30 protein-coding genes are annotated in these 19,825 nt (G+C 68.0%); 25 read left to right on the top strand and 5 right to left on the bottom strand.

Annotation, left to right across the window (positions count from 1 at the left end):
- Window positions 1-40: 40 nt before the first annotated feature.
- Window positions 41-667, bottom strand: a complete 627-nt coding sequence (locus WMF42_RS39290) for a hypothetical protein (protein WP_061609593.1) — start codon at window positions 665-667, stop codon at window positions 41-43.
- 69 nt (window positions 668-736) lie between these two features.
- Window positions 737-1,402, bottom strand: a complete 666-nt coding sequence (locus WMF42_RS39285; protein ID WP_061609627.1) for a class I SAM-dependent methyltransferase — start codon at window positions 1,400-1,402, stop codon at window positions 737-739.
- Between the two features lie 1,759 nt (window positions 1,403-3,161).
- Between WMF42_RS39285 and WMF42_RS39280 the strand changes: the two genes are divergently transcribed.
- Window positions 3,162-3,401 carry a hypothetical protein gene (locus tag WMF42_RS39280; protein WP_437688263.1) on the top strand — a complete coding sequence of 80 codons (240 nt, stop codon included), beginning with the start codon at window positions 3,162-3,164 and terminating at the stop codon, window positions 3,399-3,401.
- Between the two features lie 92 nt (window positions 3,402-3,493).
- On the opposite strand, the gene WMF42_RS39275 is transcribed toward WMF42_RS39280, so the two are convergent.
- From WMF42_RS39275 to WMF42_RS39265, 3 genes are all read right to left on the bottom strand, one after another.
- A complete protein-coding gene (locus WMF42_RS39275) occupies window positions 3,494-4,870 on the bottom strand; it encodes a hypothetical protein (protein ID WP_437688262.1) in 1,377 nt (458 codons plus the stop codon).
- A gap of 83 nt (window positions 4,871-4,953) precedes the next feature.
- Complete coding sequence (locus tag WMF42_RS39270; RefSeq protein WP_437688261.1) at window positions 4,954-5,733, bottom strand: SUMF1/EgtB/PvdO family nonheme iron enzyme; 780 nt, start codon at window positions 5,731-5,733, stop codon at window positions 4,954-4,956.
- A gap of 440 nt (window positions 5,734-6,173) precedes the next feature.
- The gene (locus tag WMF42_RS39265; RefSeq protein ID WP_437688260.1) at window positions 6,174-6,902 is read right to left on the bottom strand and encodes a hypothetical protein; all 729 of its coding nucleotides are present in this window, start codon (window positions 6,900-6,902) and stop codon (window positions 6,174-6,176) included.
- Between the two features lie 650 nt (window positions 6,903-7,552).
- Between WMF42_RS39265 and rplV the strand changes: the two genes are divergently transcribed.
- From rplV to rplQ, 24 genes are all read left to right on the top strand, one after another.
- Entirely contained in the window at window positions 7,553-7,891 is a 339-nt protein-coding gene (gene rplV / locus WMF42_RS39260) for a 50S ribosomal protein L22 (RefSeq protein ID WP_012240567.1), read from the top strand.
- Between the two features lie 17 nt (window positions 7,892-7,908).
- Window positions 7,909-8,601 carry a 30S ribosomal protein S3 gene (gene rpsC, locus WMF42_RS39255; protein ID WP_061609597.1) on the top strand — a complete coding sequence of 231 codons (693 nt, stop codon included), beginning with the start codon at window positions 7,909-7,911 and terminating at the stop codon, window positions 8,599-8,601.
- Window positions 8,602-8,613: 12 nt separating this feature from the next.
- Window positions 8,614-9,027 carry a 50S ribosomal protein L16 gene (gene rplP, locus WMF42_RS39250; protein ID WP_061609598.1) on the top strand — a complete coding sequence of 138 codons (414 nt, stop codon included), beginning with the start codon at window positions 8,614-8,616 and terminating at the stop codon, window positions 9,025-9,027.
- 8 nt (window positions 9,028-9,035) lie between these two features.
- Complete coding sequence (gene rpmC, locus WMF42_RS39245; protein ID WP_061609599.1) at window positions 9,036-9,239, top strand: 50S ribosomal protein L29; 204 nt, start codon at window positions 9,036-9,038, stop codon at window positions 9,237-9,239.
- A 2-nt stretch (window positions 9,240-9,241) separates the two neighbouring features.
- Window positions 9,242-9,592 carry a 30S ribosomal protein S17 gene (gene rpsQ / locus WMF42_RS39240; protein ID WP_420895011.1) on the top strand — a complete coding sequence of 117 codons (351 nt, stop codon included), beginning with the start codon at window positions 9,242-9,244 and terminating at the stop codon, window positions 9,590-9,592.
- A 4-nt stretch (window positions 9,593-9,596) separates the two neighbouring features.
- The gene (rplN, locus tag WMF42_RS39235) at window positions 9,597-9,965 is read left to right on the top strand and encodes a 50S ribosomal protein L14 (RefSeq protein ID WP_061609600.1); all 369 of its coding nucleotides are present in this window, start codon (window positions 9,597-9,599) and stop codon (window positions 9,963-9,965) included.
- Window positions 9,965-10,282 (top strand): 50S ribosomal protein L24, encoded by a 318-nt coding sequence (rplX, locus tag WMF42_RS39230; RefSeq protein ID WP_061609601.1) that lies wholly within the window; start codon window positions 9,965-9,967, stop codon window positions 10,280-10,282. Before rplN ends, rplX begins: the two co-directional genes overlap by 1 nt.
- A gap of 2 nt (window positions 10,283-10,284) precedes the next feature.
- Window positions 10,285-11,010, top strand: a complete 726-nt coding sequence (rplE, locus tag WMF42_RS39225) for a 50S ribosomal protein L5 (protein WP_420895012.1) — start codon at window positions 10,285-10,287, stop codon at window positions 11,008-11,010.
- A 10-nt stretch (window positions 11,011-11,020) separates the two neighbouring features.
- On the top strand, window positions 11,021-11,206 hold the full coding sequence (locus WMF42_RS39220) for a type Z 30S ribosomal protein S14 (protein ID WP_081426659.1): 186 nt from the start codon (window positions 11,021-11,023) through the stop codon (window positions 11,204-11,206).
- Window positions 11,207-11,210: 4 nt separating this feature from the next.
- Window positions 11,211-11,606, top strand: coding sequence for a 30S ribosomal protein S8 (rpsH, locus tag WMF42_RS39215; protein ID WP_061609602.1), 396 nt, complete (start codon window positions 11,211-11,213; stop codon window positions 11,604-11,606).
- Window positions 11,606-12,235, top strand: a complete 630-nt coding sequence (gene rplF / locus WMF42_RS39210; RefSeq protein WP_081426660.1) for a 50S ribosomal protein L6 — start codon at window positions 11,606-11,608, stop codon at window positions 12,233-12,235. Before rpsH ends, rplF begins: the two co-directional genes overlap by 1 nt.
- A 47-nt stretch (window positions 12,236-12,282) precedes the next feature.
- On the top strand, window positions 12,283-12,642 hold the full coding sequence (gene rplR / locus WMF42_RS39205) for a 50S ribosomal protein L18 (protein WP_061609603.1): 360 nt from the start codon (window positions 12,283-12,285) through the stop codon (window positions 12,640-12,642).
- A gap of 79 nt (window positions 12,643-12,721) precedes the next feature.
- Window positions 12,722-13,330, top strand: a complete 609-nt coding sequence (gene rpsE / locus WMF42_RS39200; protein ID WP_061609604.1) for a 30S ribosomal protein S5 — start codon at window positions 12,722-12,724, stop codon at window positions 13,328-13,330.
- Window positions 13,327-13,530, top strand: a complete 204-nt coding sequence (gene rpmD / locus WMF42_RS39195; protein WP_061609605.1) for a 50S ribosomal protein L30 — start codon at window positions 13,327-13,329, stop codon at window positions 13,528-13,530. Before rpsE ends, rpmD begins: the two co-directional genes overlap by 4 nt.
- Window positions 13,531-13,580: 50 nt before the next feature.
- Window positions 13,581-14,072 (top strand): 50S ribosomal protein L15, encoded by a 492-nt coding sequence (gene rplO, locus WMF42_RS39190; RefSeq protein WP_061609606.1) that lies wholly within the window; start codon window positions 13,581-13,583, stop codon window positions 14,070-14,072.
- A gap of 45 nt (window positions 14,073-14,117) precedes the next feature.
- Entirely contained in the window at window positions 14,118-15,446 is a 1,329-nt protein-coding gene (secY, locus tag WMF42_RS39185) for a preprotein translocase subunit SecY (protein WP_061609607.1), read from the top strand.
- 10 nt (window positions 15,447-15,456) lie between these two features.
- Window positions 15,457-16,095: an adenylate kinase gene (locus WMF42_RS39180; RefSeq protein ID WP_061609608.1), complete on the top strand. Its 639-nt coding sequence runs from the start codon at window positions 15,457-15,459 to the stop codon at window positions 16,093-16,095.
- A complete protein-coding gene (gene infA / locus WMF42_RS39175) occupies window positions 16,092-16,343 on the top strand; it encodes a translation initiation factor IF-1 (protein ID WP_061609609.1) in 252 nt (83 codons plus the stop codon). Before WMF42_RS39180 ends, infA begins: the two co-directional genes overlap by 4 nt.
- Before the next feature lie 30 nt (window positions 16,344-16,373).
- Window positions 16,374-16,490, top strand: coding sequence for a 50S ribosomal protein L36 (rpmJ, locus tag WMF42_RS39170; protein WP_012240549.1), 117 nt, complete (start codon window positions 16,374-16,376; stop codon window positions 16,488-16,490).
- 44 nt (window positions 16,491-16,534) lie between these two features.
- Window positions 16,535-16,915 (top strand): 30S ribosomal protein S13, encoded by a 381-nt coding sequence (gene rpsM, locus WMF42_RS39165; RefSeq protein ID WP_061609610.1) that lies wholly within the window; start codon window positions 16,535-16,537, stop codon window positions 16,913-16,915.
- A 20-nt stretch (window positions 16,916-16,935) separates the two neighbouring features.
- Entirely contained in the window at window positions 16,936-17,346 is a 411-nt protein-coding gene (rpsK, locus tag WMF42_RS39160; protein ID WP_061609611.1) for a 30S ribosomal protein S11, read from the top strand.
- Window positions 17,347-17,357: 11 nt separating this feature from the next.
- Complete coding sequence (rpsD, locus tag WMF42_RS39155) at window positions 17,358-17,987, top strand: 30S ribosomal protein S4 (protein ID WP_061609612.1); 630 nt, start codon at window positions 17,358-17,360, stop codon at window positions 17,985-17,987.
- 209 nt (window positions 17,988-18,196) lie between these two features.
- A complete protein-coding gene (locus WMF42_RS39150) occupies window positions 18,197-19,237 on the top strand; it encodes a DNA-directed RNA polymerase subunit alpha (protein WP_081426661.1) in 1,041 nt (346 codons plus the stop codon).
- Window positions 19,238-19,257: 20 nt separating this feature from the next.
- Complete coding sequence (gene rplQ, locus WMF42_RS39145; RefSeq protein ID WP_061609613.1) at window positions 19,258-19,776, top strand: 50S ribosomal protein L17; 519 nt, start codon at window positions 19,258-19,260, stop codon at window positions 19,774-19,776.
- The last annotated feature ends 49 nt before the right edge of the window (window positions 19,777-19,825 follow it).

Here is a 19,825-nt window from a genome sequence, read left to right as displayed (position 1 = left end):
GCGAGGCGCCGGCGTCGGCGCGCTCGTCCAGCGGCGCGCGTCATTTCTTCTTCAGCTCCACGGGGGACTCGCGCACCAGCATCGCGTCGGGCCCGGTCACGCGGATCTCCGCCTCGATCACGTTTTCCTTCAGCTTCCCGACCAGGATGCCGGTCATCGCGTTCGGCGCGCGCGGATCGTCGGGGAAGACCGAGGCGCGGACCATGCCGTCCTCGACCTTGCCGACGAGGGTCGCGTCGCCGAGCGCTCCCTTCGCCGTACCCTTCAGCTCTCCGCTCGGCTCGACGGTCACGGTCACCGTCCCGGCGCCCGTGGCCACCTTGCCGTCGTCCTTCTGGCGCACGGCATCTTTGACCTTGGGGGGCAGCACGACGCTCCCTTTCTTGGCGTCGTAGCGCCCCTCCCACGTGCCCTGCCACACCGGTGTGCCCTGGGGCTCGCCCGCGTCTCCCGGCGCGCCCGCGCTGGGCTGCTCCGTGGCCGCCGCGCTGGCCGCGGGCGGCGCGGCCGACGCGCCCGGCTGCGACGAGGGGGGCGCGGGCCGCTCCGGTTCGCTCGGGCGCGGCGGGCTCTCCTCGCAGGCCGCGAGGACGACGAGGGTGAGGGGCAGGAGGAGCGCGCGGGCGACGCCGCGCGCGCGGCGAGCTCGTGTTCCGGTGGGGTTCACGCGGACGCTTTTATTACGTGCCGGGCTGGACGTCGCGCTGATTTGACGGGCCGGCGCGTCGGCCGCGCGTCACGGCGCCTTGCGAAACGCCAGGGTCCAGTGCCGGTCGCTGGTCATCTGTGCGCATTCCGGGGGAATCTGGAGCGAGCGCAGCATCTCCCGCAGCTCATCGAGCGAGAGCGCCGCGCGCAGGGACGCGTCGAAGAGGGCTCGCTGGTACGCGGTGTCGTTCGCCGCATACGTGGCGACGAGGGCGGCGAGCGACGCCTCCGTTTCGGGACGGACCAGGTCGCGCACGAACAGGAGACCGCCGGGCTGGAGAACGCGGAGCATCTCGCGCAGCACCGCGATCGGCTCGGGGATGTGGTGGACGATGCTGTTCGAGAGGACGGCCGAGAACGTCTCGTCCGGCTCGGGCAGCTCCTTCGCGTCCACCACCGCGAGCGCGATGGCGTCGGTGAGCCCGGCCTGCTCCACGTGGCTGCGCCCGAGCGCGAGCATCGACGTCGCGAGATCGATCGCCTTGAGCCGCGCCGTCGGAACGCGCTTGCAAAGCTCGATGGGCAACAGGCAGGTCCCTGTGCCGACGTCGAGGGCGTATGCGAGATCGGGATCGTGGGAGAGGAGCGCGTCGCAGAACGCCGTGTTGACGGCGGCGTGGTCCATGCTGTCATAGGCCCGCGCGTCCTCGTCGGTATCCATGACCTCCGGCTCGAGCCTACGGACCAGCGGCATGCGCGCATCCTTCTCGCGATGGGGGCGCATGTCAACGAGGGGCGGCGGCTGGCCAATCTCGGCCGCCGCCGGGGGGCGCCGACACCGGGATCGTCATGAAGGATGCCCGGTCAACGCGGGAGGATGCCGGATCGGCGCAGATATGGACAGGAAGGCGTTCGAAGAAGCCGGGGTGGAGCGGGCCGGCATCTCGGCCGTCGTCCTTGCATTGGAGCAGACGACAATGTCGTAGAGGACGTGCGCCCCGGGAGCGGGCCCGCGCGCTCGAGAGCGCCGGATCGGGGGCCGAGCGCTCCGGGAGCGCCGAGCAGGAGACCTGACAATCGCGATGAGCCCGCTTCGGCGCTCTGTTATGTAACGAGGGAAAGTCTTGCCGTATGGACCACGCGTCCGCGGCCGGTCCGCCGGGCGCGACGCGCCCCCAACGCGTCACCCTGCGCCGCCCGCGGCGGCGGCCACGCGCGTGATCTCGAGACCGGCGCTGCGCTGTAGGCGCGCCTCGATCGTGGGCCGGCGGACGCCTTCGCGGCGTCGGCATTCGAAGAGCCCGGCGGGTCCCTCGTTGAACGGGCGAGGCGGCCGAAGACACGGACGCGCGCGATCCCTTTCCTCCCGCTCCGATGAGCGGATGTCGCGGGAAGAGCTCGACCATCGGCTCGCGATGAGCCTGCTGGCGATTTACCTCGTCGCGGTTGTCGCTCGAAGCGGGCGCGCGGCCGTCGCGACGCGGGCGGACGGGGAGGCAGCTCCCAGCGCGAGGCCGTGGCCTGTGCTGGTTGGACGAGGCGCTCTCGTCTCGGCGGTGATTGCCGCCCCCCCGGCGCGCGTCGTGGAGAGCCCCGCTGCGTCGCTCCGCCGGGCGGCATCGTATCAGGATCCATCATGGGTCAGTCGTGTGCCCGGGGCGTGCAATGTAGCCATGCGCTGGTCGCCTGTGTGGCGTCGCCAGGCGCTCGCACCCTGCGCCGGGCGCTTCAATGGTTGGGTGGGAGGCGCCAGGCCGGAGGTCGATGCGCCTCTGCGTTGTGCGCGCGCCTGCATTGCCGCCCGCGACGGGCTTGATCGAGGGAGCGGCCCGCCCGGTCTCATACAGCGGTGACCTGACCGGCCGCTAACCCGAGACACGCAATGCCGCAGTGCATCGTGAGCGGGGCTGAGAGGGATTTGTCGTGGACCGGGCCGTCCCGCGCGGGGGAGGGGTCTCGGCTATCAATTGGCGCTCGCGCCACGGGGCGCTCATCGCTCGGCGCCTGTCGAGCAAAGCAGCCCAGCCGTTCGTGGCCGTCCAATGAGCTCTCCGATTGAGCCCGCCCGCAGCGCCTAATGAAAGAAAAGACACCCCTGTGTCCTCAATTCGCTTGACCAGGCAAGTGGCAACGGCATAGTCGTATCCAACCGCCGAGCTGGATTCGGCGACGAGGGAGAGCACATGGCAACGGATGCCTTTTCACAGCAGATTGTAAACCTCGTGCGGAAGATGCCGGACGAGGCGATCCTCGCGCTCGTCAAGAATCAGCTGGGCGCCGTGACCGGGGAAGCGCCGTTGGTTCCTCCGCCGGCGCCTCGCCGCAGCCGCGCGCGTGCCCGCGCTGGAGCGGTCCAGTCCAAGACGTCTTCCGTCGCGGCCAAGCGAGGCGCCGCGCCGAAGCGCCGGCCCGGTCGCCCGCGCAGCTCGCCCGCCGCCTCGGCGGAGCGTCAGGAGACGCTCGATGCGGTCGAGCGCGTCGTCAAAGCGAGCTCTGGCGTCAGCGCGAGCGAGGTGGCGAAGCAGGCGGGGATCCCGCAGACGCGCGCCGCCGCAGCGCTGAAGGAGCTCAAGCTGGAAAAGCGGATCTTCCAGGGGGGTGATCGCCGATTCGCTCGCTATGCAGGCGATGCGAAGACCGCCGAGCAGGCGAGCGCGAACGCACGAAAGACAGCGGCGGGGCCTGCGCCCGTGAAGAAGCCGAGCGTCAAGGGCCGCAAGCGTGTCGCCCAGGCTGCCGCGCCGGCGAAGTAGGTCTGGCGACCACCGCGCACGTCAACGTCAGAGGGGGATGAAGCTATGCTGACGCGCTGCGTTCAGAATGGCTGTCCCGTTCGAGACGGAGCTCAGGGCGGGCTCCAGGTGAGCCCGCTATCTTCAGAGGCCGCAACATACCAGCCACGTCGCGACGTCCCGGTGACGTCCGCCTGGAGGAGCATCACGAGTCGATTCCCGAAGGAGAGGAGTGCTCCGAGCTCGATACGGCCGCGCTCGCCCGTGCCTTCTCCGATGACCCTCGGGACGTCGTAGATCTTACCCGCTTCCGGCGATTGCGCGATGTAGAGCCCCCATCGCGCTGCGGCGCGGGAGGTCAGGATCGCCACGACGCCCTCGCGTGTGGGCGCCAGGGCGACGGAGCGATCATGCGGCTCCAGCGAGGGGCGAAAGGGCGGTTTCTCGGCGAGGACGCAGGCGCCTTCGAGCGTGCACGTCGCGATCGTGAGCTCTTTGGTCGCGGGCGCGACGACCTCGACCATGATTCGACCGGCCGCGCAGCCAACCGCGGCTCCGGGGGCGGCTTTCGCGGGCAGCTTCAGGACGGCTGTCTGCGTCGCGGAGATGGCGACGACGGCGGTCGTGTCGGGCGGCTGAGGCACGAGCTGGATCGACCACCCCGCGAAATCGCACGCGGGTGTCGCGGAGAGCGCGGACGTCGCCGCTGGGCTCATCACGAGCCCATCGACGCTCCTTGGCGCGTCGAGCGGCGCCCCCGGCGCGGGGACGGGCCGCACGAGGAGGTTGCGCCCGCGCAGGGACAGGAGCGCTGGCGGGCGGCCATACGGCACGGGAAGCGCTTGTTCCTGCGCGGGCAACACCACCGGCGCGACCGGCGGAGCGCCGGGCGGCCCCGCATAGACGAGCGTCGTGCGCCGGGGCTTCGGCTCGATGAGCAGCGCGGCGATCTCGGCGGAGAGCACCGCGGGCACGGCGTTCACCGGCGACCGCGCTCCGCGGCTCAGCTCGGGCAGGGTGACCGGCGACGGCGCCGAGAGATCGGCCGCCTCGAACGGCGCAAAGAAGAGGCTCGGCGGGTCCACCGCGGGCGGCGCCCCTGCAGCTCCGTGCGCCTGCTTCGAGCGATCCTGGCCGCGCGGACCGACGGTGAGCACGGTGGAGCCGTCCTCGCCGACCGACCAGGTCGACCACCCCTCGCGCAGGCGCCGCAGAGAGCGCCACGTCCTGCCTGCGTTGTCGGTCACGAGCGCGATCGCCTCGTTCTCGACCTCGCCTGTCACCACCGCGCGCTTGTCGTCGAGCACGAACGCCCGCTGCCACCGCGTCGACGACGGCGCGAGCGCCGAGTGGATTCCCCGCGCCTGGCCAATGGCCGTGGTGAGCTCGTCCGAGGACGCGGCGCCCGGGGGCGGGACGGTGATCGGCTCTGCCTTCTCCTTCTTCCTGCACCCGATCGCCAGGAGGGCGCTCACGGCGGCCAAAGCCACCGCCAGTCTCCTCGAGCCGCCCCCCCGGACTCCGCGCCCGCGTCGCGGCCGCCCGGCGCCGGCCGCACCTCGCGATGCCCGCACTAGTCGGCCTGCTCCGGATCCATGCAGCACCGGAAGCCCGTCGAATAGTCGTGGTACCCGAACGAGTGCGCTGTCGTGGAGTACTTGCAGCCCTCGCCGTTGCGCGTTGTGTCCATGAAGTAGCCGCCGCGGAAGGTGCCGTTCGGGTCGTCGACCCACTCGTGGAGGTTGCCGACCATGTCGAACACGCCGTAGGCGTTGGTGCACGCCGCGCGCTCGCCCGTCGCGAGCAGCGCGTGGGACAGCTGGTTGATGAGCGGGTTGTTCATCGCCGTCGTCCAGAGCTCCTCGGACTTGATCTCGAGCAGCGCCGCGATCTCGGCGATGGGGTGCACCGGGCGCTCGTCGTCGTTGCACACGCCGTGCTGCCGTTGCGCGCCGTACGGGAAGGTGGTGTCCTCCGGCCCGCGGCAGGCGCTCACCCACTCATCCGAGGTGCAAAGGCGCTTGCCCGACGCCGCGCACGCCATCTTGGCTTGACGGCCGCTGATGTACCCCTGCGGGATGACACCCGGCCATGACACGGCGCGTACGCGGCGCTCGTTCCCGTCGACCGGATCGAACGGCGACCAGGGGCGCTCCCCGCTGGGCGTCAGCTCCACGAGGGAGCTCTCCCACCGATCGACGCACACGCGATCTTCGACGAGGGCCATCTCGGCGGGGCAGCGCGTGCTGCCCGTGGAGGAGACCACCTGACCGGCGCCGCTCTCGGGCGCCATGGTGGACTCGAGCGCGGCACCGTCCTTGACGGTGGTGGTCGCGCTCTCCTTCGCCTTCATGGGTCGTTCCGCGAGGACGGCGGGGCTCGCGTCGAGCGAGGCGCGCATCATCAAGCGTGGCGTGATCTGCTCCGCTGTCGTCGATCCCGGCGCGCAGCCGGCTGACGCGACCAGCAGACCTAGCAGGGCACCGCCTCGGAATGGACGCGCCCCCGACGAACGGGAAGGGGAGGTTGCCTGGCGCGGTCGAGAGGAGTCCTTGGCCACGGAGGAGCCGAGGATCCCTTCCCGCCATCTTTTTTGCAACCGAATACCGCGCTCAGGGATCGCCCGAAGGCCCGTACATTGAGAGGCTGCGTACGTCTTGGCGCCAAGGTGGGCGTGAGCTGATGCGAGGCACGGAGGTCACCGGATGTGCGTCGCGTGTCGGGGGAAAAGAACCGCGAGAGCAGAGCGGGCGCCGGTGACGCCGTTGTCTCACCTGTCCGACGGCGACCTGTTCAGCCCTCGAAGTACAAGGCTTCCAGGTAGCACTCGTCGTACGCCTCCTGGCAGGTGACATCGAGGTTGTTGTTCATGCACTCCACGATGGCTTCCTTTGTCGCCGTGTTGAACGGGTTCAGTTGAGCCGAGCACGTCGTGCGGTCGAACGTGTTGGCGTCGCAGGCCTCGTAGATGGTGTCGCAGATCTCCACCGCCTGGCTGGGGCACGCGTTGGCGTACACGCGGTCCATGCAGTCCTCGACGGGCGGCTGATCGCACGCCTCCTGTACGGGAATTTCGCTCAGACAGTCCACGAGGTCCGCGGCGTGCCCCCGGGCGAAGATGACGAAGCCGTGCTTGCACAGCCCGTAGCCGATCGGCGGCTCGTCTCGCTCAGGGCCGCACTGGCTCGTCGCGCCCTGCGCCGGCGCGATGTTCAGCTCGTCGCACGCCGCGACCGTGAGGTTGCCGTCCGAGTCATCGACGCACGCGCCACCCCCCTCGCCGCCGTCGCCCCCCTGGCCGCCCTCGCCGCCGTCACCTCCCCAGCCGCCGTCACCTCCCCAGCCGCCGTCGCCTCCCCAGCCGCCGTCGCCGCCGCTGGAGGAGGAGGAGGAATTGGTGACGCCGACGCCGGTCGCCTGCTCCACGTCGTTGTCGGTGTCCTCCGACGTCACGACGCAGCCGTAGAACGCGGGCAAGATCAGGGTAAGCGCGAAGAAAGAATGGCGATGACGAGCAAGCATGGTCACGTTGCCTCCTACAGTGTCAGGAAAAAGCTCCTGGGCCTGGGACGTTCGACTGAGCCTGGGGCTCTCCTATTCCCCTCGCAATCCTGTTCTTCACCGTCGCCGTGCCGCACGAGCATGCGCCCGGGTGGGCGCAGCCTGTCCGGGGGCGGCCGAGCGCCGCTCAGATCGCCAGGCCCGACTGTTTCCGTCGTGTTTCGTGATTGTCAAGGCCGACCGCGAGGGGTATGACCGTTCGTGGGCCGGCCCTGCGCCAGGATGCGGCCTCCCGCGCCCCTCCGGACGCGCGTTCAGGAAAATCTGAAAGGTTGCTCAGGGGAAACCGGCCTGAGCAACGCCCGAGCAACAAACTGAAGGGACGCGGAAGGATCGCGCTTGCGTACCGCGCGCCCCGCTGGTAATCACCGCGCTCCGTTTTCCCGGGCGATCGGGTGTCCTCCCGGTCTCCCAGTAGAAGAGCCGTAACGGCGCTTCGATCTCAGCTCCGCCCCTTCGGCCGCCGCGGGCCTCCCCCCGGTGACGCGAAGGGGGTTCGCGTCGGTGGACGTCGGGCTGCGACCGGAAGTGTACGACGGTGCAACCGGTTCGAAGTGAACCGAAACCCGGTACGGAGTCTCTCCGCCCGCCGGTGTCGCGAGGTGTCTCGAATGGTAAGCAAAGCCAGTGCGATGTTTTCGCGGATCGCCCCGCGCAAGGCACGCATGATCGCCGATCTCGTCCGGGGTCGCGACGCGGACGAGGCGATCCAGCTGCTCTCGTTCACGCAGAAGAGCGGCGCCCCTGTCCTGCGGAAGATCATCGAGAGCGCGGTCGCGAACGCCCAGCAGGCGGGCGCCGACATCGACGCGCTCTTCATCAGCAAGGCGACCGTCGACAAGGGGCCGAACAAGTTCAACCGCCGCTGGCGGCCGCGCGCGATGGGCCGTGCGACCCGGATCACCAAGGGCGTGTCGCACATCGTCATCGAAGTCGACGAGAGAAAGTAAGTAGAGGACCTGCCGCTATGGGACAGAAGACCCATCCGTATGGCTTCCGCGTCGGTGTCATCAAGACGTGGAGCAGCAAGTGGTACGAGGACGGCGCCGCGTATCAGAAGTGGCTCCACCAGGACATCCGCATCAAGCGCGCGATCAAGCAGTACCTCTACAACGCGAACATCGCCGGCGTGGAGATCGAGCGCGCCGCGAACCGCGCGAAGGTGATCGTCTTCACCGCCCGCCCTGGCATGGTCATCGGCAAGGGCGGCAAGGGGATCGAGACGCTGAAGAGCGGCAACGTCGGCACGGCGTCCAAGGGTGAGACCCTCTTCCCGGGCGTGTCGTCGTTCACGGACAACGAGGTCTTCATCGACGTGCAGGAGGTCCGGAAGGCCGAGACCAACGCGCAGCTCGTCGCCGAGAACATCGCGACGCAGCTGGAGCGCCGGATCGCGTTCCGCCGGGCGATGAAGAAGGCCGTGGCCACCGCCATGAAGTTCGGCGCGAAGGGCATCCGCGTGCGCTGCGCCGGCAGGCTCGGCGGCAGCGAGATGAGCCGCGTCGAGACCTACCGCGAGGGCCGGGTGCCGCTGCACACGCTCCGCGCCGACATCGAGTTCGGCCTCGCCGAGGCGAAGACGAAGGTCGGCATCATCGGCGTGAAGGTCTGGATGTTCAAGGGCGAGGTCCTGCAGCGTAAGGCGCGCCGGATCCAGTAGAGGGATTGCAGAATGCTGTCTCCGAAGCGAACCAAGTTCCGCAAGATGCAGAAGGGGAACAACCGTGGCCTCGCCCTCACGGGCAGCGACGTCTCCTTCGGCGACTTTGCGCTCCAGTGCGTCGAGCCTGCCCGCGTGACCTCGCGGCAGATCGAGGCGGCCCGTATGGCGATCCAGCGGCACGTGAAGCGCGCGGGCAAGCTCTGGATCCGCATCTTCCCGGATCGTCCGGTGACGAAGAAGCCGCTCGAGGTCCGCATGGGTGGGGGCAAGGGCGCGCCCGAGGAGTGGTGCGCGCTCGTGCTGCCCGGCCGCGTGATGTACGAGATCAGCGGCGTGAGCGAGGAGATTGCGAAGGAGGCGTTCCGCCTCGCGTCGCACAAGCTCCCGATGCAGTGCAAGTTCCTCGCCCGCGGGCTGACGTGAGGTAGGCGATGAAGGCGAAGGATTTGCGTGAACGCACCACTGATCACCTGCGCGAGCTCGAGAAGTCGCTTGCGGCGGGCCTGTTCGAGGCGCGCTTCAAGAATTTCACGAACCGGCTGAACGACACGGCGACGATCCGCAAGGCGAAGCGGGATCTCGCGCGGGTGAAGACGATCCTCACGCAGCGTGCGCGTGCCGAGGAGAAGGCGTAGCCATGGCGAAGAAGAAGGCAGAGAACCAGCAGCCGGTCGCTGCGGCGCCCGAGCTGGCAGCCGCCGCGCCTGCGCAGGCCGAGACCGAGGCGAAGGCGCACGGCTTCCGGCGCAAGCTGGTCGGCAAGGTGACCAGCGACAAGATGAACAAGACGGTCACCGTCGAGGTCATCCGGAACGCGCTCGATCCCGTCTACAAGAAGTACGTCCGTCAGCGGGAGCGCTACAAGGCGCACGACGAGACGAACCAGTACAAGGTGGGCGACCGCGTCGAGATCATGGAGCACAGGCCGATCTCCCGCGACAAGCGGTGGCTCGTGACCAAGCTCGTTGCCCGGCCGGTGGAGGAGTAGCGCCATGATCCAGGTGTCGACGCATCTCGAGGTCGCGGACAACTCCGGCGCCCGTATCGTGAAGTGCATCAAGGTGCTCGGCGGCTCGCGCCGCAAGTACGCCGCCCTCGGCGACGTCATCGTCGTGTCGATCAAGGAGGCGTTGCCGGGGACGAAGGTGAAGAAGGGTGACACGGCGCGCGCCGTCGTCGTCCGCACCGCCCGCGAGTACCAGCGCTCGGACGGCAGCTACATCAAGTTCGACGGCAACAGCGCGGTCCTGATCAACAAGGAGAAGGAGCCGATCGGCACCCGTATCTTCGGGCCGGTCGCTCGCGAGCTCCGCGCGAAGAAGTTCATGAAGATCATCTCGCTCGCCCCGGAGGTCCTCTGATGAAGCGCCTCAAGGTCGGTGACCTGGTGCAGGTCATCAGCGGCAAGGAGCAGGGGAAGCAGGGCCGCATCACCAAGATCCTCGCCGACACGGATCGCGTGGTCGTCGAGGGCTTGAACACGGTGACCCGCCACCAGCGGCCCACGCCGCGCAATCAGGAGGGCGGGAAGATCACCAAGGAGGCGCCGATTCACGCCTCGAATGTCATGCCGGTCGATCCGGCGACGGGCAAGCCGACGCGCGTGAAGGTCCGCGTCGGTGAGGACGGCAAGAAGACGCGCGTCGGCAAGAGCGGCAGCGCGATCGGTGTGGGCTAGCCATGGCGGACAAGAAGGACAAGGACAAGGCGGCCAAGGACGGCGGCAAGGGCAAGGACAAGCCCAAGTCGCAGCAGGCCAAGCCGCAGGCGCCCGCCAAGAGCAAGGAAGCCAGGAGCGCGAAGGGGAAGGGCGCCGAGGTCTCGGCCTCCGAGCCCGCCGAGGTGCGCCCGCGCGACCCGAACTACATCCCGCGGCTGCGCACGCACTACCAGAAGAACGTGACGGCCGCGCTCTCGAAGCGGTTCGGCTACAAGAACCCGATGATGGTGCCCCGCCTGCAGAAGGTGGTGATCAACATGGGGCTCGGCGCCGCGGTGCAGAACCCGAAGATCATCGACTCCGCGGTCGAGGACATGCGGGCGATCTCCGGCCAGAAGCCGGTGGTGACCCGCGCCCGGAAGTCGATCGCGACGTTCAAGCTTCGCGAGAACCTGCCCATCGGGGTGATGGTGACCTTGCGCGCCGAGCGGATGTGGGAGTTTGTCGATCGTCTGATCGCGTTCTCCCTGCCGCGCGTCCGTGACTTCAAGGGCGTGAGCCCGAAGGGGTTCGACGGCAAGGGCAACTTCACGATGGGCCTGCGCGAGCAGATCATCTTCCCCGAGATCGACTACGACAAGATCGACGTCGTGAAGGGGCTCAACATCTCGTTCGTGACCACGGCGAAGACGGACGAAGAAGGACGCGCGCTCCTGACCGAGCTTGGCATCCCGTTCCGGCATTGAGGGATTTTCGATGGCCCGTGCAAAAGAGTTTGCGAAGCTGAACCGTCCGCCGAAGTTTTCTACGCGGCAAAAGAACCGTTGCAAGGTGTGCGGGCGCTCGCGCGCTTACTACCGCGACTTCGAGCTCTGCCGTGTCTGCCTTCGGCTGTTCGCGCTCCGTGGTGAGCTCCCTGGTGTGATCAAGGCCAGCTGGTGATTCTATGATGACCGATCCCATCGCCGACATGCTGACCCGCATTCGCAACGCGGCGCTCGCGCGGCACGACCGGACCGAGGTCCCCGCGAGCCGCATCAAAGCTGCGGTCGCGGAGATCCTCAAATCCGAGGGCTTCATCGCCGATGTGCGCGAGACCGAAGGCGAAGGTCCCAAGAAGCTCACCATCGTGCTCAAGTACGGGCGCGATCGGCAGAGCGCGATCGACGGCGTGCGCCGCGTGTCCCGCCCGGGGCGCCGCGTGTACGTGCGTCACGACAGGATCCCGCGCGTGTTCAGCGGGCTCGGGATCTCGATCCTGAGCACGTCTCGCGGGCTCATGAGCGACAGGGATGCGCGCCGTCTGAAGGTGGGCGGCGAGCTGCTCTGCGAGGTGTGGTGATGGAAGCTCAGGCGAACGCAGACCAGCTCGCGAAGGGCAACGCGAACGGTGACAACCGCCTCGCGCCGAAGACGTCGCGCGTCGGCAAGCGGCCGATCGATCTCCCGAAGGGTGTCACCGCGACCGTCAACGGCCGCCGGATCGACGTCAAGGGTCCGAAGGGGCAGCTCTCCCGCGCGATCACCGAGCGGGTGGACATCAAGCTCGACGGCGGCAAGCTCCACGTGAACTCGCTCGCGCCCGGCCGTGACGGGTCCCGCCTCCAGGGGCTCACGCGCGCGCTCGTGGCCGCGATGGTGAAGGGCGTCGCCGAGGGCTACGAGCGGACGCTCGAGCTCAAGGGAACCGGCTACCGCGTCGAGCTCAAGGGTACGACGCTGAACTTCGCCCTCGGCTTCTCCCATCCGGTGACCTTCCCGGTCCCGGCGGGCCTCACCGCGACGATCCCGGCGGACTCGAAGGGCACTGTCCTCGTCCTGACGGGCGCGGACAAGGAGCTCATCGGGCAGACGGCCGCGACGATCCGCGGCTTCAGGCCGCCGGAGCCGTACGGTGGCAAGGGCGTTCGCTACCGCGGCGAGCGCGTGCGGGAGAAGGCTGGCAAGGCCGGCAAGGGCGGCAAGAAGTAAGGGCGAGCAGCGGCGGGGACGTCGCTGCACCGAGGTACGAGACGGTCATGGGCATGAAAATCGTCGGTCGGGAGCGCCGGAAGCTCCGCATCCGCAAGAAGGTCGAGGGGACGCCGGAGCGCCCGCGCCTCAGCGTCTTCCGCAGCACCAAGCACATCTACGCGCAGGTCATCGACGACGTGAGCGGCAAGACGCTCGCCCACGCCTCGACGCTGTCGAAGGACCTCAAGGGCTCGCTCGACGAGGACAACAAGGTCGATGCGGCGAAGAAGGTCGGGGCGCTGATTGCGAAGATCTGCAAGGAGAAGCAGATCGAAAAGGTCGTCTTCGACCGCAACGGCTATCTGTACCACGGGCGCGTGAGCGCCCTCGCCCAGGCGGCGCGCGAGGCAGGTCTCGATTTCTGACTCCCATAGCCGCTGCCCTGCAGGTGAGGGCGGCGGGCGCGGTCAACTGCCGCGGCGGAGAACGTGATAGAGGACGGATATGGCGTTCGATCATGTCGACGAAGAGAAGCTGAAAGAGCGAGTCATCCACATCAACCGCGTCGCCAAGGTCGTCAAGGGCGGCCGGCGTTTCAGCTTCTCGGCGCTGGTCGTGGTGGGCGACGAGGCGGGGCACGTGGGCGTTGGCCTGGGTAAGGCCAACGAGGTGCCGGAGGCCATCCGCAAGGGGAACGACCAGGCTCGCAAGAACCTGTTCCGCATCCCGCTGGACGGCGTGACCATCCCGCACGACTCGTTCGGGCACGTCGGGGCGGGCAAGGTCCTGCTGAAGCCGGCGAGCCCCGGGACGGGCGTCATCGCCGGCGGCGCGGTGCGCGCCGTCGTCGAGTCCGCGGGGATCCACGACGTGCTGTCGAAGTCGCTCGGCACGAGCAACCCGCACAACGTCGTGCACGCGACCGTCGCGGCGCTCCGCGGGCTCAAGAGCCCGGAGAGCGTCGCGGGGAAGCGATCGATGCAGCTCGACTCGCTCGACTACCAGCGCCGCGGCGGTACGAACACCGCGGCCCGGCGGCGCGCGAGCGTCGCGCCCCCCGCGCCGAGCGGCGCGCCGCAGGGTGGTGGCGGGGGTGAAGGAGGCTCGCAGTGAAGCTCCGCGTACGTCAGAAGGCCAGCAACATCGGCCAGGTCGAGCACACCCGCAAGGTCATCAAGGGGCTCGGCCTGCGTGGGCCGGGATCTGAGGTGGTCGTCGCGAACACGCCCTCGTTCCGTGGCATGGTCAAGAAGATCCTCCACCTGGTCGAGGTGGAGGAGGTCGCCGACGAGGCAACCTCCCCGAAGTCCTGAGAAGCGAGATCGTCATTCCAGCGGGTTTGCCGCGTACGGAAGTGTGAAACATGGACATCCTTTCTAAGCTCCAAGCCCCTGAAGGCGCCGTAACCAAGAGGCTCCGCGTCGGCCGCGGCGTGGGATCCGGCGTCGGCAAGACGGCTGGCCGAGGACAAAAAGGGCAGAAGGCTCGGGCGGGCGGCAACATCAACAAGAAGCACTTCCAGGGTGGCCAGACGCCGATCCAGCGTCGCCTCCCGAAGCGCGGCTTCCGCAACCCGCTCGCGGACATCGTGGCCAACGTCAACGTCGGCGCCCTCGAGGCGTTCGACGACGGCGCGCAGGTCGACGTGATCGCGCTCCACGCGAGCCGCCTGGTGCAGGGCCGGTTCGACGTCCTGAAGATCCTCGGCGGCGGTGAGCTCACGAAGAAGCTCACCGTGACGGCGCATCGCTTCTCCAAGGGAGCGATCGAGAAGATCGAGAAGGCGGGGGGCAAGGCCGTCGTGCTCGAGGCGCCCGCTGCTCAGGGCAACTCGACGGACTCCTCGTCCTCCTAGCCAGCGCGCAGGCGCACCCCCTCAAGCCGGAGTCCAGGAACCCCCATGGCCAGCCTCGCGGGAATCACCAACTTCCACAAGATCCCCGAGCTCCGGCGGCGCGTGATCTTCACGCTGGTGATGCTCGCGGTCTACCGGGTCGGCGTCTTCGTGACGACGCCCGGCGTGGACCGGAACGCGATGCGACAGTACGTCGCGAAGCAGTCGGGCGGGCTCCTGGGCTTCTTCAACATGTTCTCCGGCGGAGCGCTGGAGAACCTGTCGATCTTCGCGCTCGGGATCATGCCGTACATCTCGGCATCGATCATCATGCAGCTCATGGGCATGGTCTACAAGCCCATCGACGAGCTGCGAAAAGAGGGCGAGCAGGGGCGTCGCCGGCTCGATCAGTACACGCGGTACGGCACGGTCGCGCTCTCGCTGTTCCAGGCCTTCTCGATCGCGAAGATGCTCGAGGGCCTGTCGAGCAGCGAGACCGGGGCCGGGATCGTGAACCACCCGGGCATCGGCTTCCAGCTCATGACGGTGATCACGCTGACGACCGGGACCGCGTTCCTGATGTGGATCGGCGAGCAGATCACCGAGCGCGGCGTCTCCAACGGCGTATCGCTCCTGATCTTCGCGAGCATCATCACGCAGATCCCGCAGGAGATCGGCAACTACTTCGCGCAGAACTCCGGTGATCTCCAGCCGCTGTCGATGGCCGCGATCGTCGCGTTCATCGTGTTCGTCATCGGGGTCATCGCGTTCTTCGAGAACGGCAGGCGGCAGATCCCGATCGTGTACTCGCGCCGCCAGGTCGGTCGCCGCGTCTACGGCGGGCAGACGGCGCACCTGCCGCTCAAGGTGAACACCGCCGGCACCATCCCGCCCATCTTCGCGTCCTCGCTGCTGATGTTCCCGCAGACGCTCGCGAACATGAACGTGCCCGGGGCCGACCAGCTCCAGGCGATCATCAACCGGGGGGACTGGGTCTTCAACACCGGCTACGCGTTGCTCATCATCTTCTTCTGCTTCTTCTACACGAACGTCACGTTCCAGCCGGTGGACGTCGCCGAGAACCTGAAGAAGCAGCAGGCAAACATCCCCGGGATCCGACCGGGCAAGCAGACGGCGGACTACATCCACCGGGTGATCCAGCGGATCACCGTCGGCGGTGCGCTCTACGTCGCCGCGGTGTGTGTGATCCCGTCGATCGTCGGCAACCTTCTGCGCGTCCCCTTCGGCTTCGGAGGGACGTCGCTCATGATCGTCGTCGGCGTCGCGCTCGACACCGTGAACCAGCTTGAGGCGCACCTGATCACGCGGAGCTACGAGGGCCTGACCGGCCCCGGCGCCAGCCGCATCCGGGGCCGCAGGCTCCCGGAAGCGTGATGGAGGTCAAATGATCTTGGTTCTGGTGGGGCCACCTGGCGCTGGGAAGGGTACGCAGGCGAAGCTGCTGTGCGCTCGCTTCGGCATCCCGCAGATCTCGACGGGCGACATGCTGCGCGAGGCGAAGCGCTCGGGCACGCTGGAGAAGCGCTACCTGGACATCATGGACTCGGGCGGTCTCCTGCCGGATGAGGCCGTCATCGGCCTTATCGACCGCAGGACCGCTGAGCCCGACTGCCGTGGCGGTTTCCTTCTGGACGGATTTCCCAGGACGGTGCCCCAGGCGGACGCGCTCGACGCGCTCCTCGTCGGCCAGGGCAGCGGGATCGAGGCGGTGATCCAGCTCGACGTTCCGCGCTCCCTGCTCGAGGAACGGTTGATCCATCGCCGCACCGACAAACGCAGTGGACAGATATATCATCTCGTTTATAATCCGCCGCCCCCCGGTGCGGAGCTGGAGCATCGAGCCGACGACCGGCCCGAAGCTGTCGGCAAGCGTCTGGACGCCTACGAGGCGATGACGGCCGCCCTTCTTCCGTTCTACGAACAGAAGGGACTGCTGCGTCGCGTTGACGGAGTCGGGACGCCGGAAGAAGTCACGCAGAGGGTGATGTCGGCCCTCGGCCGACCGGGTTCGGGTGGAGAATGAGGCGATCAAAACAAGCCAGAGCGCCGAAAGAACCGAAGGGCGACAAGCTCGAGTTCGACGGCGTGGTTCAAGAGGCCCTGCCGAACGCCATGTTTCGCGTGAAGGCGGACAACGGCCTGGGCGTCCTCGCCACCATCAGCGGCCGGATGCGGCAGTACTACATCAAGATCCTGCCGGGCGACCGCGTGACCGTCGAGGTCTCGCCGTATGACCCGAGTCGAGGCCGGATCACGTACCGGCATAAGTAACGTATTTTTTGAGGAATCTGGAGGCTCCCCGTGAAGGTGCGCCCGAGCGTCAAGAAGATCTGCGACAAGTGCAAGGTGGTGCGGCGGCGTGGTGTCGTTCGGATCATCTGCGAGAACCCCCGCCACAAGCAGCGCCAGGGGAACTAGCTCTTTCGGCGGAAGCCCGCCCTCGTTTTCGGTTTGGAGTAACCATGGCTCGTATCGCTGGTGTCGATCTCCCGCGTCGGAAGCATGTCGCCTACGCCCTACCGTACCTCTACGGGATCGGGCGGTCTCTCGCGTTGCAAATCTGCGAGAGGACCAACATCCCGCAGGACAGGCGGGTCGAGGAGCTCAGCGACGCTGAGGTAAAGGCGATCCGCGACCTCCTGGACGCCGAGTACAAGGTCGAGGGCGACCTGCGGCGCGAGGTGCAGCTCAACATCAAGCGGCTCATGGACCTCGGCTGCTACCGGGGGCTCCGCCACCGGCGCGGCCTCCCGGCGAACGGACAGAGGACGCACACGAACGCGCGCACCCGGAAGGGGCCGCGCAAGGGCATGTTGCAGCGGCGTCCTGCCGCGACGAAGTGACGAGCGGGGATTAGGACGCCATGGCGCAAGCGAAGACGGCTGCCACCACCAGCAAGACGAAGCAGAAGAAGAAGGTCAAGAAGAATGTGTCCGCGGGCATCGCGCACATTCAGTCGACCTTCAACAACACGGTCGTGACGATCACGGACATCAACGGCAACGCGATCGCGTGGTCGTCCGCTGGCGCTCGCGGCTTCAAGGGATCGCGCAAGTCGACGCCGTTCGCCGCGCAGCTCGCGGCGGAAGAGGCCGCGCGGCGCGCGCAGGAGCACGGCATGCGATCGGTCGCCGTGTTCGTGAAGGGGCCGGGGGCCGGGCGCGAGAGCGCGCTCCGCGCGCTCCAGACCGCTGGCTTCAAGGTGACGCTGATCAGGGACGTCACGCCGATCCCCCACAACGGTTGCCGGCCGCCGAAGCGGCGCAGGGTTTGAGGTAATTCACGATGGCTCGCTACATTGGTCCGGTCTGCAAGCTCTGCCGCCGCGAGGGGATGAAGCTCTACCTCAAGGGAGAGCGGTGCTACTCCGAGAAGTGCGCGTACACGCGGCGCCCGTATCCGCCCGGCCAGCACGGCCAGGGGCGCATCAAGCTGAGCGAGTACGCGGTGCGCCTGCGCGAGAAGCAAAAGGTGCGTCGCATCTACGGCGTGCTCGAGCGGCAGTTCAGCGGGTACTTCCAGGAGGCCAACCGGCGCAAGGGCCGGACGGGCGAGGAGATGCTCGCGCTCCTGGAGCGCCGGCTCGACAACGTGGTGCACCGGATGGGCTTCGGCTCGTCCCGCGCCGAGGCGCGCCAGCTCGTCCGCCACGGTCACGTCCACGTGAACGGCAAGCGGCTGGACATCCCGAGCTACGTGGTGCGGACCGGTGACCGGATCGACCTCACCGAGGGGGCGCGGAAGTTCAAGAGCGTCCTCGCGTCCGTCGGCGGCGCGGACAAGCGCCCGGTCGCGAGCTGGATCGACGTGGATCGCGCGGCGTTCACCGGCGCGGTCAAGGGCGCTCCGATCCGCGAGGATCTGAACGAGCCGGAGATCCGCGAGCAGCTCGTCGTCGAGTACTACTCGCGCTGATCGCGCGAGGCGGCGCCGAGGAGGCAGCGTCACGAGCGCACCTTGCGGGGTGCGCTCGCGCGCTGCGGGCTCCCCTCGGCGTCGTCGTCTTGCGCGCGGCGCGCGCAGGCGGATGGAGCCACGAATGCGGGCAGGAGGCGGCGCCGGACCGGTCGAGTGCGGCCGCGGCGTGGGACCTCCGCGCAGACCCATGAAGGAAGGAGAACGTCATGACGATGAACAACCCGAACCTCACGATGATCGCCCGGAACTGGCGCGATCTGATCCGGCCGAAGGGCATCTCGATCGACGCGGAGAGCGGGACGCAGTTCTACGCCAAGTTCACGTGTGAGCCCCTGGAGCGCGGCTTCGGGATCACGATCGGCAACTCGCTGCGGCGGGTGCTGCTCTCCTCCCTCCAGGGCGCTGCCGCGACGGCCATCCGCATCGAGGGGGCGCTCCACGAGTTCACCACGGTGCCGGACGTCGTCGAGGATGTCAGCGACATCATCCTCAACGTGAAGGAGGTCGTCTTCAAGGCGGCCACCCCGAAGACGTACTCGGTGCGGATCGACCGCGAGGGCCCCGGGCCCGTGTACGCGCGCGACATCCAGCTCGTCGAGGGGCTGTCGGTGCTCAACCCCGACCACCTCGTCGCGGTGCTCGACAAGAAGGGGCCGCTCTCGATGGAGCTCACGGTCAACGTGGGCCGCGGCTACGTGCCCGCCGAGCGCAACAAGACGCCGACGATGCCCATCGGGACGATCCCGATCGACGCGCTGTTCTCGCCGATCCGCAAGGTGAACTACACCGTGCAGAACGCCCGCGTCGGGCAGGTGACCGATTACGACAAGCTCACGCTCGAGGTCTGGACCAACGGATCCGTCTCGCCTGCGGATGCGGTCGCGTTCGCCGCGAAGATCCTGAAGGAGCAGCTCTCCATCTGGGTGAACTTCGAAGAGAGCGAGGAGACGAGCTACCAGGCGGTGATGAGCGACGACGAGCCGCTCAACGAGAACCTGTTCCGGTCCGTCGAGGAGCTCGAGCTGAGCGTCCGCTCCGCGAACTGCCTGCAGAACGCGAACATCACGCTCATCGGCGAGCTCGTGCAGCGGACCGAGCAGGACATGCTCAAGACCAAGAACTTCGGTCGCAAGTCGCTGAAGGAAATCAAAGAGATCCTCGCGAACATGGGGCTCTCGCTCGGGATGAAGATCGACAACTGGCCGCAGCTCCTCGAGCGCTGGAAGGCGCAGCAGGCGCAGGCGTGAGTCGGTACTGAGGGAACGTCATGCGTCACAAGAAAGCGGGCAGGCAGTTTGGTCGGGATACCTCCAGCCGCAGGGCGATGCTTCGCAACCTGACGGCGAACCTGATCACCCACGAGCGGATCGAGACGACCGACGCCAAGGCGAAGGAGCTGCGCCGGGTGGCCGAGCGGCTCATCACCAAGGCGACGCGGCTCGGGAAGGTAGCGTACACCGCGCACACGGAGCTCAGCCCTGGCGACAGGGCGCGCCGGCTCCACGCCGAGCGGCTCGTCGGCAGCTACATCCCTCGCTGGGGCGTCGCGACCGACGGCAAGAAGGTCGACATCATCGCAAAGGTGATGATCGATCTTTCGAAGCGGTTCGAGGGTCGGCCGGGTGGTTACACGCGCATCATCAAGCTGGGACCGCGTCGCGGCGACAACGCGCCGATGAGCCTCATCGAGTTCATCGACGCGCCGGCGGTCGAGGACGCGCCCGCGCAGGCGGCTGAGCCGGTCGCGGCGGCGGAGCCGGCCACGCCGGCGACCACCGCGGGCTGAACCGGACCAGGCCGGCGCCCCGCGGCGCCGGCGTAGTCACAGAGGCGCC

The organism is Sorangium sp. So ce176, from assembly GCF_051519835.1.
GTDB lineage: Bacteria > Myxococcota_A > Polyangia > Polyangiales > Polyangiaceae > Sorangium > Sorangium cellulosum_G.
This window is presented reverse-complemented; position numbering and strand designations above follow the sequence as displayed.